The organism is Sphingomonas cannabina (assembly GCF_021391395.1).
GTDB lineage: Bacteria > Pseudomonadota > Alphaproteobacteria > Sphingomonadales > Sphingomonadaceae > Sphingomonas > Sphingomonas cannabina.
The window spans coordinates 3773068-3790182 of the sequence record NZ_CP090059.1 but is presented as its reverse complement, the minus strand read 5'-3'; the positions used below and the strand labels follow the sequence as shown (position 1 = coordinate 3790182).

Sequence of the window (17115 nt, the reverse complement as noted above, 5' to 3'; positions counted from 1 at the left end):
CTCGGATAATAGATGTCACACTCCGAGCCTACATATCATGCCCGAAACCGCGTCCCAGCGCCACATTGCTCACTCCGTGCTGAAAGCGCGCGGTATTGCGCGTCTTGCCGAGCTGCGGACCGCGGGAGTGACCGCGGCAACTATGAGCCGCATGGAGCGGGATGGCGAGGTGCTCCGACTTGCGCGAGGGCTTTACCAACTCCCTGATGCGCCGCTCGACGCGCATCACAGTCTAGCCGAGGCAGCGAAACGGGTGCCTAAGGGTGTGGTCTGTCTCGTCTCGGCCCTCGCGTTCCATCAACTTACCGATCAGCTCCCAAGGCAGGTGTGGATCGCCATCGGCCAAAAGGATTGGGCTCCCAAGGGTGATGGGGCGCCAGTTCGGCTCGTGCGCTTCACGGATCGCCTCCTTACGGAAGGTGTCGAATCCCACACCGTCGAAGGGGTGCCCGTAAAGATTTTTGGGGTCGCCAAGACGGTCGCCGACTGCTTCCGGTATCGCAACAAGATCGGCCTGTCGGTGGCGATCGAGGGCCTCCAGGAGGCGCTGCGTCAACGCAAGACAACCCCTGGCGAAATCGTCAGGCAAGCCGAGCGAGGAGCGATCGCGACGGTCATTCGACCCTATCTCGAGGCGCTGACCGCCAATGGCTAAGGAGATCAAGAATATCGGCGCCTCGGTGCGCGCCCGCCTCCTGCAGGTCGCCAAGGCAAGCGGTCAGAGCTTTGATCTTGTCCTGACGCGCTTTGCGCTCGAACGACTCCTCTTCCGGCTCAGCCAATCACCGCATGCGGACCGCTTCGTTCTGAAAGGTGCGATGCTGATGATGAGTTGGTTTGAGGATCCATATCGCGGCACGCGTGACCTCGATCTGTTGGGGTTTGGTGACCCTGAACCAGAGGCGATGCTCGCGACATTTCGAGGCATCCTGGCGCTCAACGATGATGATGGTGCGGAATTTGACGTCGATGCTCTTCGCGTCGATCGCATTCGCGAAGAGCTCGAATATGGCGGGCTGAGGCTGCGGACAACCGCCTCGATCAGCGGCGCCAGGATCAATCTGACGATCGACATCGGCTTCGGTGATGCGATGGAACCCGGTGCGGAGATGCTCGACTATCCCTCCATGTTGGCGTTTCCCGCACCGCGTCTGCGTGCCTACGCGCGCGAAACTGTTATTGCTGAGAAGTTTCAGGCGATGGTCGCGCTCGGACGCGCGAACAGTCGCATGAAGGATTTCTACGACATCTGGATCCTCAGCAAGTCGTTCGATTTCGCCGGCGACAGGCTCGCCCGCGCGATCGCTGCAACGTTTGCCCGGCGCGAGACAGCGGTTCCTGTCGATTTGCCCGATGCACTAACGCCGGCTTTCGCCAACGATGAACAAAAACAGCGACAGTGGAACGCCTTTGTCAGGGATGTTTCCGCTAATCCGGGAAGCTTGGAAGATGTCGTGAACAGCTTGGCTGATTTTCTGATGCCGCACGCTATACAAGCGCGCGCTTCAAATAATAATGGTTCAAAGTTGTAATTCGGATATCTCTTTTGGAGATGACTGAAGAGGGGGTGTCGTGGATATATTCGATCTCGATCAGGCGTTGATAGAGCGATACGAATCGTTCGCGCGCTCCTTTTCGGAGATTCATGCGCCGGAAATCCGTGCTCAGGTTGATGCTGCATATAACGAGCAGCGTTTTTGGCCGGAGCCGCTCATTACCATCAATCCGCATTTCGAGGCCGGTCATTCTGTCGAACAGCTTGTCGCTCAAGGCGTGTTGGATCCGGCCCTCAGCAAGATATTCGCCAGCGGTTCGGATCGGGCGCCGATCAAGCTTCACCGCCACCAGGAGCGTGCTGTCGCGAAAGCGCGCAATGGTGAGAGTTTCATCGTCACAACCGGTACGGGGTCCGGAAAATCGCTCTGCTTCTTCCTGCCGATCGTCGATGCAGTCGTGCGCGCACGGCGCGCAGGCGAGGCGCAGCGGACGCGCGCGATCATCATTTATCCCATGAACGCATTGGCCAACAGCCAACTTGAGGAGCTCGAAAAGTTCATCGGTGGCTCAGGGGTGGAAGAGGAGTTACGCCCGACCTTTGGTCGCTACACCGGCCAGGAGAGCGATGCGGATCGACAAGCCATCGCCAAGGCCAAACCCGACATTTTGCTCACGAACTTCATGATGCTCGAATTGCTCATGACGCGTCAGGACGAGCTCGATCGTGCCGTCATCGCCAATGCGCACGGCTTGGATTTCCTGGTCCTGGACGAACTGCACACATATCGCGGCCGCCAGGGCGCGGACGTCGCGATGCTGGTGCGTCGCGTCAAAGACCGCCTCGTCAAAGAGGGCAAGCTGCTTTGCATCGGTACGTCAGCGACGATGTCGAGCGCGCAAGATGAGATCGAGCGAGCAAGTGCCGTTGCTCGTGTCGGCAAGCTCATTTTTGGCGAAGAACTGAGTTCAGCCTCGATCATTGACGAGAACCTCGCGCGGGCCACGGACCCCAACATCAAAAGCACCAGCCTCGGAGCATCCCTCGTGGATGCAATCCGAGCGCCTATCCCGGCTACGCTCACGGATAAGGAGCTGTACGGCAATCCGCTCGCCTGCTGGATCGAGACTGAGATTGGACTGTCCGAAGGCGAAAAATTGCGGCGTCGCCCGCCTATGACGTTGAGCGATGCGACTGCCAAACTAGCGGCTCAGACAAAGATCCTCCCTGAGGAATGCAGGAGCGCTCTTGCCGGAATGCTGTCTTTGATGGGGCGTCGCGAAGATCTTCGCGGCGGCATCAGCGATCGTGCATTTCTGGCGTTTAAGCTTCATCGCTTTATTTCCGGCGCGGGGCATGCCTACGCAACGATCGAACCTGCCACCGGCCGGCGCGTCATTTTGGAAGGGCAGGTCTTCCACCCCTCCGATCCGAATGCGCGCCTATATCCGGTCTTCTTTTGCCGGGAATGTGGCCAAGAACACCATAGCGTGCGCATTGAGAATGCGCTCGATGGTATCCGGGTTCTTGCGCGGGCCATCGACGAGCCGGCGAGTGAAGACCCAGAACCAGACGGTTCGCGAACCGGCTTCCTAATTCCCGCGGTCAATGCCGACTTTCAGTTCGGCGGCGCTGTCGCTGACTATCCGGACGATTGGCAGGAAACCACGCCGGCAGGCCAGGAACGCCTTAAAGGAGGACATCGCGGCAAGCACGAGGGGCAACTCCTCTTTGTGAAGCCCGATGGGTCGCTCGGCGACGATGGGGTGCCAGCATGGTTCTTCGGCGGCAAATATCGCTTCTGCCCCCATTGCCGCCATCAGCCGCCTCAACAGGCACGCGACATCAACAAGCTGGCGGGTCTGTCGGCTGAAGGCCGTAGTTCAGCGACGACGCTCATCGTCTCGACCATCCTGGCGTGGATGGAGGCCGACGGCACGCTTGAGGAAAGCACACGCAAACTCCTGGGCTTCACAGACAATCGCCAGGATGCGGCCCTGCAGGCAGGGCATTTCAATGACTTCATTTTCGTCTGCTTGCTCCGTGGCGGCATCTTACGTGCCGTGCGGGACGCGGGTCAGAAGGGCTTGGCGGACGTTCGGTTCGGGGAGGCTGTTCGCAAGGCGCTTGGTTTCGATCTGGAGGAATCTGAGCGGCTCTCCGATTGGATGGCCGATCCGCGCGTAAAGGGATTCCACAACCGGCAGGCGGCCGAGGAAGTGCTAACCTCGATCCTGGCACATCGCGTATGGGCGGATCTTCGGAAGGGTTGGCGTTTCACAAACCCCAATCTCGAAGAAGCCGGCCTCGTCGAGGTGCGGTTTCCCGGACTGGGTGAGCTGGCGGGCGACGACGAAGAGTTCGCTGGTAATCCACGGCTGGCGGCGAGCACACCCCAATTGCGGGCCAGACTCTTCACGCTGCTCTTCGACTATATGCGTCGCGGCCTTGCGATTGCCACCGAAGCGTTGGATCGCCAGCGGATATTGCAGGTCGCCGAGACGTCCAGAAATCACCTGCGCGATCCCTGGCTGATCGATCAAAACGAAGAACAGGAACTGCGGCAGGCCGGATTCCTAATGATTGATCCGCCGAGCAAGGCGGAGATTAGCGCTGCGGAAGATGTACTGATCGTGCGGGCCGGCTGGCGGACGGCGTTGGGTAAGAGCCTGCGCAGTAAGGATCTGTGGGGCGAGCCGCTTCCCGTTAAAGAATATGACGATGTTATCGCCACACTCCTGCGTGCTGCCGAAAATCACCAGGTCGTCCGGCGGGTAGTTACGGGCGGAGACGCTCCTGCGTGGCGTCTGTCATCGACTGCCTTGCGCCTATTTCCGGCAACCAAGAGGGCCGACGGCAAACGCGAAAATCCCTTCTTCCGTAAGCTCTATGAAGACGTTGCGGGGATGCTGGGGCAGGAGGGCAACTTGCCCTTCGCCTTCGAGGCTCGGGAGCACACCGCCCAGGTCGATCAGAAAGTTCGTGCTTGGCGGGAAGATCGGTTTCGGTTCGGGAAGTCAGATATCGAAAGGATCGCCGAGAACCGCGACGAAATGCGCCAGGAAGGCGAACCCGCCAGTTTTCTTCCGGCGCTGTTCTGTTCTCCGACGATGGAGCTCGGCGTCGATATCAGCGCGCTGAACGCTGTTTTTCTCAGGAATGCGCCGCCAACCCCGGCAAATTACGTGCAGCGAGCCGGCCGTGCCGGCCGCAGTGGTCAAGCAGCGCTTGTCGTCACCTATTGTGCTGCGCAGTCCCCCCATGACCAATATTATTTCAACAACAGGCAAGGGCTTGTTGCGGGGGTCGTAAAGCCACCAGCCCTCGATCTTGCCAATCGCGATCTGCTGCGGAGCCATCTCCATGCCGAATGGCTGGCGGCGGCCGTGGTGCCGCTGAAGCCGTCCATCCCTGAAAACTTGAACATGGCAACACCGGAGATGCCGATCTCCGATCCAATCCAAGCGGCGTTCGAAAAGCTTGCCGCAAGCGGAGCCGCAAAGCCCACGATGCGGGGCCTTCTTGATCAGACTGTCAGCGCGGTAGAGTTGGCCGACGCGCCGTGGCTGGCCGATATCGACGCCTTCGTCGATGAAACCAACCGGGAAGCCGCGCAGAATTTCGCAAGCAGCTTCAGTCGGTGGCGTGAGCTCTACCGAAGCGCACGCCGTGAGCAGGATGAGGCGCATCAAATCCAGCAGAAGACGTCCTTCAAACCGGGCGAACGCAAAGAGGCTGCGCGCCGTCATTTCCGGGCGACTGAAGAACTCGACATGCTTGAGCGCGGACAGGCTTCGAACGGGTCCGATTTTTACACTTATCGATATCTGGCGACCGAAGGATTTCTACCGGGATACAACTTTCCGCGTCTCCCGCTCTATGCTTTCATTCCTGCGACCAAACGAGCGGCCGTCCTGCAAAGGCCGCGTTTTCTCGCCATTTCCGAGTTCGGTCCCAACAGTCTGATTTATCACGAGGGGCGCGCCTACCGGGTTGTCCGTGCGAAGCTGCCGGCGCACGGTCGCCTCGACGATGGCAAACTGGCAACCACCAGCCTCATCCTGTGCGGCGAATGTGGAGCGGCTCACACTGATGACAAGCTTGAGCGATGCCACGCGTGCGGGGCGTCGTTGGCCGGTGTGGATCGGCTCGACAATGTCTATCGGATCGACAATGTCGAAACCGCGCCGTCGTCTCGCATCACGGCGAATGATGAGGACCGGCAAAGGCGCGGTTTTGAGATCCAGACTGTTTTCCAGTGGCAATTCGAAAAAGGCGTTCCCGATATCCGCACGCTCACCTTGCGTTCGGAAGCAGGGCCGTTGCTGCTTCTCGATTACGGCGCACGCGCGAAGCTATCGCGCGTCAACAAGGGGCTTCGCCGTCGGAAGTCAAAGTCGATAAACGGGTTCTGCATCGATCCGACGTCAGGCCGGTGGGTAAAGGATACGCTCAACGGCGGGGATGATGATGACATGGACGTCACGATCCCGAAGTCGCAGCGGATCGTGCCGATCGTCGAGGACCATAAGAACGCGCTTCTGGTACGGCCGCTTGCAAATTTTGACGAGCGGCAGATGGCAACCCTGCAGCATGCTCTTCTGCGGGGCATCCAGATTGTCGCCGAGCTTGAAGAAGGCGAACTCTTGGGCGAGCCGTTGCCTGCGCGCGAGGACCGCAAAGCGATCCTGCTTTACGAGGCGACGGAGGGGGGAGCAGGTGTTCTGAACCGCCTTGTCTCCGATCCGCGCCGAACGGCGGAGATCGCCCATCAGGCCCTAGATCTCATGCACTATGATTTCGCGCCGGACAGCGGCGACCTCAAGGAGCGGACGGATGCTTGCGTCGCCGGCTGTTACCGCTGCCTGCTTTCATACTTCAACCAGCCCGATCATAATCTGATCGATCGTCGCGACGCGGAGGTCACGGCTTTTCTCTGTCAGCTTGCGGAGCCTGAGGTCCTGCCCGCTGGAGAGGTAGAGGCCCCAAGCGGCTGGCTTAGTGCGATAGGCCGTTGGGGATTGCCAGCACCATCCCCGCGCAAGGTCGACGGCACTTTATACGAGCTTTATTGGCCAAGCTTTCAGGTGCTCGCGGTGTCAGGTCGTGTACCGGACAGGCTTGCCGCGGCATGCGCCGATTTGGGGGTGGATGTCGTCGAGCTACCGGAGGTGCCTGGCGAAGCCGCGCCGAGGGAATTGGTTGAGTTGTTGGGGGCGGCGTAGTGGAAGCGGTCAAATTTTCACCGGGAGATCTTGTCGAGGCGCGGGGACGCGAGTGGGTCGTCCTTCCGTCCCCGGATGACGACATCCTCAATGTGCGGCCCTTGTCAGGCTCGGAGGCCGATGCGCAACGAATTGCGCTAGCGCTTGAAGTCAATCCCGTCAGGCCTGCGCGATTTGCACCACCAACACCCGAGCGGCGAGACACCCAGGACGGTGCGCGGTTGCTGGCGGATGCGCTGCGTCTGTCGCTTCGCCGAGGCGCCGGCCCGTTCCGGAGCGCCGCGCATCTCGGCGTGGAGCCGCGCGCCTATCAGCTCGTGCCGCTGATGATGGCTTTGAAGCTGCCGGTGGTGCGGTTGCTGATCGCCGACGATGTGGGGATCGGCAAGACGATCGAGGCGGGATTGATCGTTCGCGAGATGCTCGACCGTGGCCTGATCGACCGCTTCTCCGTGCTGTGTCCGCCCCATCTCGTCGAGCAATGGGTGAGTGAGCTTGCGGAAAAGTTCGACATTGACGCTGTCGCCGTGACGTCCGCCAGGGCACGCAGCCTCGAGCGTGGCCTTCCCGCTGCTCAAAGCCTGTTTGAAGCCTATCCACACACCGTCGTCAGCCTTGACTACATCAAGGCCGACAGCCGCCGCGATGAATTCGCTCGGGCCTGTCCATCCCTCGTCATCGTTGATGAAGCGCATGCCTGCATCGGTGGGGACCGCGGCAGACATCAACGTTTCGAGCTTCTCGAACGCCTGGCTTCCGACGAGGAGCGTCACATGCTGCTGCTGACGGCAACGCCGCATAGTGGTGATGAAGCGGCGTTCGATCGTCTGCTAGGCCTCATTAGCCCGGACTTCGCGGGAGGTCCCCAAGGCGATGAAAATGCGCGCACGCGATATGCACGCCGTTTGGCGCAACATTATGTCCAGCGGCGCCGACCCGACATCACGGAATCCGGTTGGCATGAGAAACGGACTTTCCCTGTTCACCAGGTGAAGGATGAGCCCTTCAGTCTCAGCGGCGAATTCGGCGCGTTCCATGATCGTGTCTTGGACTATTGCTTGGCTGTTACGCAGCGCGCCGGCGCTGACCAGCGCAGTCGACGGCTTGCTTTTTGGGGGACGCTCGCACTCATGCGATGCGTCGGCTCCTCGCCGGCGGCCGCGACAAATGCACTGCGTAATCGCTTGTCGGGGGTGGCGGACGAAGAGGCAATGCAGCCCGTTGTCTTTGACGAAGACGAGGGCCTGCTCGACCAGGGCGACGTCGAGCCCGGCACGGCCAGCGCCAGCGCCGAAGAGCGCGGTGAACTCGCCGAGCTGATCGCGATTGCAGAGTCTCTTGATCGCCGCCGTCGCGAAGATCCCAAGCTGGCGCGGCTGCTAAAGGTTTTAGAAGGGCTGCTTCAGGAAGGAGCCAAGCCGGTCATCTTCTGCCGGTTCATCGCAACGGCGGAGGCGCTGGGCGAAGAGATCAAGCGCGCTTGGCCAAAGGCCGACGTGGCGGTCGTGACAGGACGCCTGCCGCCTGAAGAGCGGCGAACTCGCGTTGACCAGCTTGAAGACTACGAGAACCGAATCCTCGTCGCGACGGACTGCCTGTCCGAGGGCATCAATTTGCAAGCGCTGTTCGACGCTGTCGTACATTACGACCTGAGCTGGAATCCGACCCGTCATCAGCAGCGTGAAGGGCGTGTCGACCGATTTGGTCAGCGTTCGCCGGTCGTCCGCTCCGTGACGATCTTCGGCGACAACAGTGCGATCGATGGCGCAGTCTTGCAGGTCATCCTGCGGAAAGCGGACGCCATTCGTAAGGCGACGGGCATTTCGGTTCCGATGCCCGAAGACAGCGAAGGCGTGACCTCCGCGCTCATGCAAGCACTCATGCTTCGCGCCGGCGGACACCGAGAGCAGTTGGCTTTCGATTTCGGCCTTTCAAGCGAGCGCCTCGACAGCAAATGGCGCGACGCTGAGGAAAACGCGAAAGCAAGCCGCGCGCGCTATGCGCAAGGTGCGCTGAAGCCCGATGAGGTGCTGCCGGAGTGGCGGCAGATGCGCGCGCTGAACGGCGGCCCTACCGAAGTTGCGCGCTTCACGGAACGTGCTTTGAAGCGCGCCGGTGCGCCGCTGCAGAAGGCCGGTCAACATCATCTAGTGCATCTGGATGCGATGCCTGACGCCATCAAGGAACGCTTGGAAGCGCGTGGGCTGCGTGGGACGCGAAGGGTTGGCTTTGAGGATGAACCGGCGCCGGGTGTGACCCACCTCGGGCGTGTCCACCCCCTGGTTGCAAGTTTGGCAGAAAGCTTGGCGGAGGGGGCGCTAGATCCGGAAGGGGCAGCATTCCGTCCCCTTGGCCGGTGCGGTGCCTGGCGCACACGCGCCGTCGCCCAGATGACAACACTGATGCTGTTGCGCCTTCGTTTCAAGCTCATCACCAGCGGCCGCACAAACCGCCTGCTGCTGGCCGAGGAAGCGACGGGGATCGCGTTCGGCGGATTGGCTCCGGCCCCGATTCTCGAAGGACATTCTGCCATTGAGCTTCTCGAGGCGGAGGCGACCGGAAATCTTGATGAACTCGCCGCTGCGCGTCAGCTCCAGAGAGCTCACGAACGACTGGTGAGCTACCAATCGGCAATAGAGACCTTCGCAGCCGAACGCGGAGCGGCGCTTTCTGCCGACCATCTTCGGCTGACGGAAGCCGCGCGTGGCGGGGCGACGGTGGAGGTCGTTCCTGTTTTGCCAGCGGACGTCATAGGTCTCTATGTCCTCCTTCCGGAGGGCGAGTGATGGCCCGTCATCTCAAGCGCGCTGCCAATATCGGGCTCACTGCCGTCTCGATTGAGGGAGGATTGATCTCTCCCGATCAGGTTGCGGTGATCGCCGCCACCGCTCCAGACCAGAAAGCAGCCGCGGAATACGGCTGCCCCAAAGGAACGAACCTGCGTGACGAGATCACGCGTTATTTCAGGATCGGCCAAGCGCATTGGCAGGCATATGCCAAATTGGTTGCGCCGACCGAGATTCAGACTACCGCCTTTGTTAAGAGCCTGCTTGAGGAGGCGTTCGGGTTTGAAGGCCTGTACGGCCCAAATCTTCACCAGCAGGATGGTCATACCTATCGTATCACCCTTGAGGCAAAGGGCGGCAGGGTACCCGTCGTCGTGGCCGCACCTCTGTCTGACGGAGATGCGTTCACTAAATCGCTTCCGCACCTTGGCGACGATCATGGCGGCACGATCCCGAGGCGTTCGCCGAGCGTGTTGCTTCAGGACTGGCTAAACGCGAACGCCGAATTCTTATGGGGTCTAGTCTTTGCCGGCGACCGCCTCCGCCTCATGCGGGACAACGCCAGCTTCACCCGCCCAACCTATATCGAAGCGGATTTGGGGGCGATATTCCGGGACGAGATGTTCGCGGACTTCACTGCGACGTGGCTGCTGATCCATGCGACGCGTTTCGGCGGGGAAAATGCTGCGGCGGCCGATTGCGCGTTGGAGCGCTGGCGCGAGGCTGGATTACGAGCCGGAACGGCGGCGCGCGATCGACTTGGAAAGAGCGTCAAGGAAGCATTGCTGGCGCTTGGCCAAGGGTTCCTGGATGCAAACCCCGACCTGCGGGTGAAGCTCGACGAAAATCATACCAGCGTGCATGCCTGGTTTGAGCAGCTCTTACGCGTTGTCTATCGTTTGATCTTCTTGGCGGTCGCGGAGGATCGCGAGCTTCTACATGGACCGGATGCATCGGAGTCGGCTCGTGATCTCTATGCATCCGCTTACGGCTTCAGCCATATGCGAGATCGGTCGGCTCGACGTTCTTCGCACGATCACCATCACGACGCTTGGGAGGCAGCGAAGATCGTCTTCCGGGGACTGGAGCACGGCGAGAAGCTACTCGGATTGCCGGCGTTAGGCGGCCTTTTCACGCGCGGTGAGACTCTCGATCTTGACGATGCGAAGCTGCCGAACCGCGCCTTCCTACGGGCCATCTTTAACTTGAGCTGGCTCATCGAAGATGGGCGGCGTGTGCGCGTAAATTGGCGTGACATGGCCACGGAGGAGCTCGGCTCCGTCTATGAAGGCTTGCTTGAGCTTGTTCCTGTCCGCGAGGAGCATGGCCGGCGCTTTGGCTTCGCTGAAGCCGATGAATCGAAGGGCAACGCGCGTAAGACCTCCGGCAGCTACTACACACCAGACAGTCTCGTTCAGACGCTGCTCGATTCGACACTTGAGCCCATACTTACGCGGGCCGAGGCAGAGGGGGGCGCCGAGGCGATCCTCCAGCTTTCGGTAATAGACCCCGCCTGCGGTTCTGGCCATTTTCTGCTCGGTGCGGCCCGTCGCTTGGCCGCCCGCGTTGCTCAACTGCGTGACAGCGAAGCGCCGGATTATCCAGCGGCAATGCGGCACGTCGTACGCCATTCTATTTACGGCGTGGACCGAAACCCAATGGCTGTGGAGCTTGCGAAGGTCGCGCTTTGGATTGAGGGGCTTGAACCAGGTAAGCCGCTCACGTTCCTAGACAGTCATATACGATGTGGTGATAGTCTCGTCGGTGTCTTCGACGTCACAAGTCTCGCAGGCGGCATTCCCGATGCAGCCTACGAAGTGCTTGAGGGTGACGATGCAGAAGTCGCAAAGGTTCATGCCCGCCGCAATAAGGAGCAGCGGGAAGGCAAGGGCGCTACCGGCCTTTTTGCTGAGTTGAAACCACCTCCTGGCCTCATCGGCGCGGCCGAGGCGTTGACGGCCATGCCGGAGGAGACGCTAGCCGATGTCGCCGCCAAAGAAGCTGCCTTCGCGCGACTGCATGGTGGGGCCAACTGGCTGCGGTTGAAGACCGCCTGCAATACTTACGTCTCCGCGTTCTTTGTTCCTAAAACCGCAGAGCGTTCCGGCATTGCTCTGTCGTCTATGCCGGAGACTGATCACGTCTGGATGGCAGCGAGGGGGCAAGCGCTCAATGCCTCTCTTCTGGCGGAGGTGGAGGCAATCGCTCATTCGGTGAGCGCCTTTCACTGGCCGCTCGAGTTCCCGGCGATTATGGCGCGCGGTGGCTTCGATGTAGTGGTCGGAAATCCACCATGGGAACGAATTAAACTTCAGGAAAAGGAGTTTTTCGCCTCTCGCGACCCCGATATTGCGAAGGCTCGCAACAAGGCCGAACGCGAGAAGCTCATAAAAGCACTTAAGAATGCCGTGCCGGGTACTCCCCAATTCCAGTTGGCGGAGGAGTTTGAGTTCGCGAAACGCGCGTCCGAAGCCGCGAGCGTGTTTGTGCGCAAGACAGAGCGCTTCCCATTGAGTGGCGCAGGTGATGTGAACACATATGCGTTGTTCGCGGAGCTCTTTTCCCAGTTGACGAGGGTGAGTGGGCGCGCCGGAATAATCGTGCCGACTGGTATCGCAACGGATAGCTCGACAAGTGTATTTTTCCGCGATCTTGTCGCCAGCCGGAGGATCTTCAGTCTCCATGATTTTCAGACTGGGCTCGGGTACTTTGACGATATCGGTCACGCGCGATTTAAATTTTGCCTCTTGACCGTGGGTCAGGCAAATACTGGACCTGCCGCGATCGACCTAAGCTTCTTCTCTCGGACGGACGAGGAGTTTGGAGACAAGCGCCGTCATTTCACACTCACGCCCGCTCAGATACTTGAGCTGAACCCGAACACTGGCACATCACCTATCTTCAGAACCGAATTTGATGCGGACCTAACTCGTAAAATCTATCGCGCGGCGCCGATTCTCATCCGCGAGCGGCCGGAGCATCCGGACGGCGATGACAATCCGTGGAGTATCACCTTTCAGCGACTTTTTGACATGTCGTCAGACAGTAAGTTGTTCCGAACGGCGGCGCAGCTATCCGGCGAAGGGTTCAGCCGCGACGGAATGGATTGGCGCAACCGCGACAGCCAGATTTTCGTGCCGCTCTACGAGGCCAAGATGATCCACCATTTCGATCATCGCTTCGGTTCTTATGCGGGCCTTTCGGAGCGCTCAGGCGAGGGTTCGCTGCCGCCGACGTCGGATGCCGTCAGAAACGATCCAGATTACGAAGCAGAGCCGTGGTACTGGGTACCACAAGCTGAGATGGAGTTGCGAGTGGCTCGCTTGCCCGCCCGTCTCAAGCAGTATTTTCGAAAGGAAAATGCGGATGGCTGCTTAAAGGTGTTAGCGGAATGGGTGATCAGCACGCTCGACTCAGCCGATTTGCAGCCGAGTAATCTCGCGCGTTCCGCTGATCGCGCGGGCGCGCTTTTGCGCGATGTGCTGGGACAACGCGCGCTTGATCGCGGCATCGTTGGTACCAAATTTGCGACATGGCTACACAAAGCGGCGGATAGCGCCCGGGAGATGAACCGCGACACGCCGCTTTTGGAAGATGATCTCGCCTTCATCAAGGCAGGACCGGCTGATCCGCTGGCACTTACTACGGCCCTGATCAGCCGCAAGCAGCCGCGCTGGCTAATGGGTTGGAGGGATATTTGTCGCTCCACCGACGAGCGAACGGTGATTGCAAGCGTGTTCCCGAAAGCGGGGGTAGGAGACAAGATCCTTGTGATGCACCACCCATTGGGAATCCAATCGGCGCTCCCGATTGTTGCGAACCTAACTTCGATTCCCCTCGACTTTGCGGCGCGCCAAAAGGCTGGAGGGACGTCGTTCAAATACTACTACATGAAGCAACTGCCGATTCTCGCTCCGCACCAATTCAACCGCAGCGACTATGCCTTCCTGACCGAGCGGGTGCTTGAGCTCACCTATACCTCTCACTCCATGCGACCGTGGGCCGAAGATCTTGGATACGGAGGGTCGCCGTTCGCTTTCGATCCCGCCCGACGCGCGGACGTCCGAGCAGAACTCGATGCCTTCTTTGCACTAAAATACGGTCTTTCGCGTGATGAGCTTCGCTATGTGCTCGATCCAGCCGACACGCATGGGGCAGACTATCCATCTGAAACCTTCCGTGGCCTAAAGCGCAATGAGGAGTCCGCACTAGGCGAGTTTCGCACGCGCAGGCTCGTGCTTGACGCCTACGACCGCCTATCTGCCACGCACGTGGCGAGCACACCCATCGAGGTTCGCCGGCCGCTTGCGGCCTCGTTGCCTAACAACGCATGGGCCAGGACTGCCCAATCGCACCTCGGTGACACGGGTGCTGTCTTGGCAGCCATTCTCAAAAAGATGGTTGGGCCGAGGCCGTTCCCAGATGTTCGTCTCGCAGCCGCCTTCGTCTTGGAACCGCGTCTACTGGCTCCGCTCCTGCCGATCGCCAGGGCAGCAGAATGGCGTCGCTTGGTGGGGGTGGAGGCCGATCCTCTTGCCGGCAATGTCGCGACATTCGTCGCACGAAACAACACAGGATGGGGCGCGGCTCTGCGAAACCACCGCGGCAATGGACGGCTGGTTGAAGATCTCCAGCGGGGGACATGGGCATCTGGTCCCGGTTTGGAGGCCATCGACACTTCCGGATGGCCTGACGGTCGTGCAGGCTTCGTGTTCGGTGCTCTGGAGAACATCAATCTAGACGCGGCGGTGGATTCGCTGCCCGCTGAGATACAGCAGTGGGTGATCAATGCCGCAGCAGCCTGACCTTCTCGACCCGCAGCTTCTGACGGTAAGCCCCGCTGAAGGGTTCGAAGGGCCGCGGCTTTGGGTTCGACGACTTGTCATATGGAAGGAGCCTGGTGCGGAGAAGGTGCGGGACATCGAGCTTCGCCCCGGCCTGAACATCGTCTGGTCACCTGATGGAGCAGACGATGCCGCTCTGGCGGGTCAAACAAATGCCGTCGGGCATGGTAGCGGCAAAACGCTTTTCTGCCGACTTATCCGCTATTGCCTTGGCGAGGATCGCTTCGCCACCGAGCCCCAGCGTGATCGGGTCGGTACTGCATTCTTGAACGGCATCGTGGGTGCCGAGGTCATACTAGACGGAATCTGCTGGGCGATCGTTCGCCCACTTGGCGTGCGTCGGCGACATATGGCTGTACCGGGCGGAAATCTCGACGAGATCGCCGCTGGTGAGGGCGCTTCAACGGGAATGGAGCCGTTCGTCGAGGCGATCGATCAGCAAATCATCACCCCCGCGCTTGCCCAATTGGTTCGCCCGCAAGCAAACGGGCCTATATGGCCGATCGCGCTCGCCTGGCTGACCCGGGACCAAGAGTGTCGATTTGACGATGTCCTTGACTGGCGATCGCCGACCTCGGACTCCGATTCACCGATGCCCGCGAGCGGACAGGAGAAGGGACCGAGGCTTGAGGCGCTCCGTTCGTTTCTGATGGCGATCACGCCTGAGGAACAGGCCACGCGTGGTGAAGTGAATAGCCTCAGCGAGGAACGCCGAGTCCTGGATCAAGAGATTGGCCATCGCCGGTGGGAAATCGAACGCACGCAAACACGGCTCGTTACGGGTCTCGGCCTTGAGGGGCAGTCGCTTCCAGAGATGCCATTGCTGATCGACCTCATGCGCAGGTCCGCCAGCACGCGCTTGGCGTCGGCAAGCAAGATTCCGACTGGCGGCGACGCTGAACTCGCCGCAGCACGCGAGCAACGAGAGGCCGCGAGAAATGAATGGGCGCGCCTAGAAGGCGAACGTATCCGTATCGGGGCGCTAATCCCCGCTGAAGAACGCACATTGGCGATGATACGCGGGGAATTGCCGGGGCTTTCCTATTCGAAAGTCGAAGCCGAAAGCCCGATCTGCCCGATATGCGAAGTCCCCATCGACCGCGCTCTGGCAGAAGGCTGCAAGCTCTCCCACAAAATTCCGGATGCCGACGCCTGTCGGCAGCGTTGGTATCAACAACAAGCTGATCACGACTCCCAAGCGAAGCGAGTTGAGGAACTGCGGCAAGAGCAGATGAAGCTCTTGCCCCAGATTGCTCTGGCCAAGCAGCACTTCGATCGATCCGTCGATCACGTCACGAACATCGAGAAGACCCGGGATGCCCGAGAGTCCACTTGGTACACCGCCCGCAGGCTGCAAGACGATGTTGAGCGCCTTGCAGAACTCCTCGAAACGCAGGAGGCGGGTATCAAGCGCCTGCGCGAATTGGGCACAAAACTAGAGACTGAGAGAGAGCGGCTGAGCGCCTTTCGTGACAAACAGGCCCGGGTTTTCGGACGCTTGAGCGAGAAGTTCGACCCGATCGTCCGACGGTTGGTCGGCCACGATGCAAAGGGCCGGATCACCCTTAGCGGGAACGGGCTTGATCTGTCGGTAGACATGGGCGGCGACCGCAGGACGGCCGCGATCGACTCTCTCAAGGTTCTGGCTTTCGACCTCGCTGCGATGTGCGTGAGCATCGAAGGAGCGACACGTGTGCCGCCATTTCTGCTTCACGACAGCCCGCGTGAGGCCGATCTTGGCTTGTCAATTTATGGACGGCTTTTCGATATCGTTCAGGATTTGGAGCGCGTCGGCGGAAAGCCACTGTTTCAGTACATCGTAACAACAACCACGGCACCTCCGACCGAGTTCAGGGAACGTCCCTACCTGCAGCTAAAATTGCATGGCGATCCGCCCGCGCAGCGCTTGCTCGGGGTTGACCTATGAGCGGCACCGAAGAGCGTCTTCTGGCTTATCCCTTCGTCCTTCTTTCTGAGCTGCGCGATGCCGCGAACGAGCATGGATACCGTATTGGTCCTGAAGAGGCTGGTGGATGGATCTTCTTCCGGTCGGCCAGTGCGCCAGGGGAGATCGGACTGGCCGCCGCAAACGGCACCGGTCCATTCTTTCTGTCTCTGATGCTTCCGGGAGTGGCGCGGGCGCTGGACGCCCAACCCGCGGCACCTTGCGCCAAAGGTCATGCAGGGGCCTTCATGTTTGCAACGCGTGATGAGTTGCATGCCGGGGTCCAAGCTGTGTACCGCCTGTCAGTTAGCTTGCCCAACTTTCCCCTTGAGAAGTATGAAAACGCTGTCGCGGGGGTCGGCGAGACTGAAGGCGAACGCGCGCAAAAATTCAGGATCGGGCAGAACATCTTTCGCGATGCCTTGATGGAATACTGGAGCGGAACCTGTCCGTTGAGCGGAATTTCCAGTCCCGAGCTGCTGAGAGCCTCGCACATGATCCCATGGTCCGATTGCACGACCGACGCACAGCGCCTCGACGTGCATAACGGACTTCTGCTGTCCGCTCTGTGGGACGCTGCATTTGATGCGGGGCTAGTGACATTCGACGACGATGGCGCGATTTTAACCTCTCCTCAGTTGGAGGTCGCCGCGCATCAAGCGTTGGGTGTAGGAAAGACGCTACGGTTGGCACTACGGGACGAGCATCGGCCCTATTTAGCCTATCACCGTAACCACGTTTGGATGCAGAGATAGGCAAGGGAAGCGGAGCGCTCGCGATACGTCCGGTCGCGGCTTAATGGCGCTCCGTGATGAAGCGT

General features: G+C 60.2%; 7 protein-coding genes. All 7 read left to right on the top strand.

Going from position 1 to position 17115, the window contains the following annotated elements; translation table 11 throughout:
- Positions 1-37: 37 nt before the first annotated feature.
- Genes LZK98_RS17745 through LZK98_RS17715 form a run of 7 tightly spaced genes read left to right on the top strand, consistent with a single transcriptional unit; the run spans position 38 to position 17050 of the window.
- Positions 38-655: a type IV toxin-antitoxin system AbiEi family antitoxin domain-containing protein gene (locus tag LZK98_RS17745; protein WP_233783844.1), complete on the top strand. Its 618-nt coding sequence runs from the start codon at positions 38-40 to the stop codon at positions 653-655.
- Complete coding sequence (locus LZK98_RS17740; protein ID WP_233783843.1) at positions 648-1532, top strand: nucleotidyl transferase AbiEii/AbiGii toxin family protein; 885 nt, start codon at positions 648-650, stop codon at positions 1530-1532. The genes LZK98_RS17745 and LZK98_RS17740 overlap by 8 nt, the downstream gene beginning before the upstream one ends.
- 40 nt (positions 1533-1572) lie before the next feature.
- Positions 1573-6720: a DEAD/DEAH box helicase gene (locus LZK98_RS17735; RefSeq protein WP_233783842.1), complete on the top strand. Its 5148-nt coding sequence runs from the start codon at positions 1573-1575 to the stop codon at positions 6718-6720.
- Positions 6720-9506: a DEAD/DEAH box helicase gene (locus LZK98_RS17730; RefSeq protein WP_233783841.1), complete on the top strand. Its 2787-nt coding sequence runs from the start codon at positions 6720-6722 to the stop codon at positions 9504-9506. The genes LZK98_RS17735 and LZK98_RS17730 overlap by 1 nt, the downstream gene beginning before the upstream one ends.
- Positions 9506-14311 carry an Eco57I restriction-modification methylase domain-containing protein gene (locus tag LZK98_RS17725; RefSeq protein WP_233783840.1) on the top strand — a complete coding sequence of 1602 codons (4806 nt, stop codon included), beginning with the start codon at positions 9506-9508 and terminating at the stop codon, positions 14309-14311. The genes LZK98_RS17730 and LZK98_RS17725 overlap by 1 nt, the downstream gene beginning before the upstream one ends.
- On the top strand, positions 14295-16277 hold the full coding sequence (locus tag LZK98_RS17720) for a chromosome segregation protein SMC (RefSeq protein WP_233783839.1): 1983 nt from the start codon (positions 14295-14297) through the stop codon (positions 16275-16277). The genes LZK98_RS17725 and LZK98_RS17720 overlap by 17 nt, the downstream gene beginning before the upstream one ends.
- On the top strand, positions 16274-17050 hold the full coding sequence (locus LZK98_RS17715; protein WP_233783838.1) for an HNH endonuclease: 777 nt from the start codon (positions 16274-16276) through the stop codon (positions 17048-17050). Before LZK98_RS17720 ends, LZK98_RS17715 begins: the two co-directional genes overlap by 4 nt.
- Positions 17051-17115 lie beyond the last annotated feature (65 nt).

What these genes read in the sequence shown, in the direction of transcription:
- LZK98_RS17720 (WP_233783839.1), top strand. Translation starts at nt 14,295, where the DNA reads ATGCCGCAGCAGCCTGACCTTCTCGACCCGCAGCTTCTGACGGTAAGC.
- LZK98_RS17725 (WP_233783840.1), top strand. Translation starts at nt 9,506, where the DNA reads ATGGCCCGTCATCTCAAGCGCGCTGCCAATATCGGGCTCACTGCCGTC.
- LZK98_RS17715 (WP_233783838.1), top strand. Translation starts at nt 16,274, where the DNA reads ATGAGCGGCACCGAAGAGCGTCTTCTGGCTTATCCCTTCGTCCTTCTT.
- LZK98_RS17745 (WP_233783844.1), top strand. Translation starts at nt 38, where the DNA reads ATGCCCGAAACCGCGTCCCAGCGCCACATTGCTCACTCCGTGCTGAAA.
- LZK98_RS17740 (WP_233783843.1), top strand. Translation starts at nt 648, where the DNA reads ATGGCTAAGGAGATCAAGAATATCGGCGCCTCGGTGCGCGCCCGCCTC.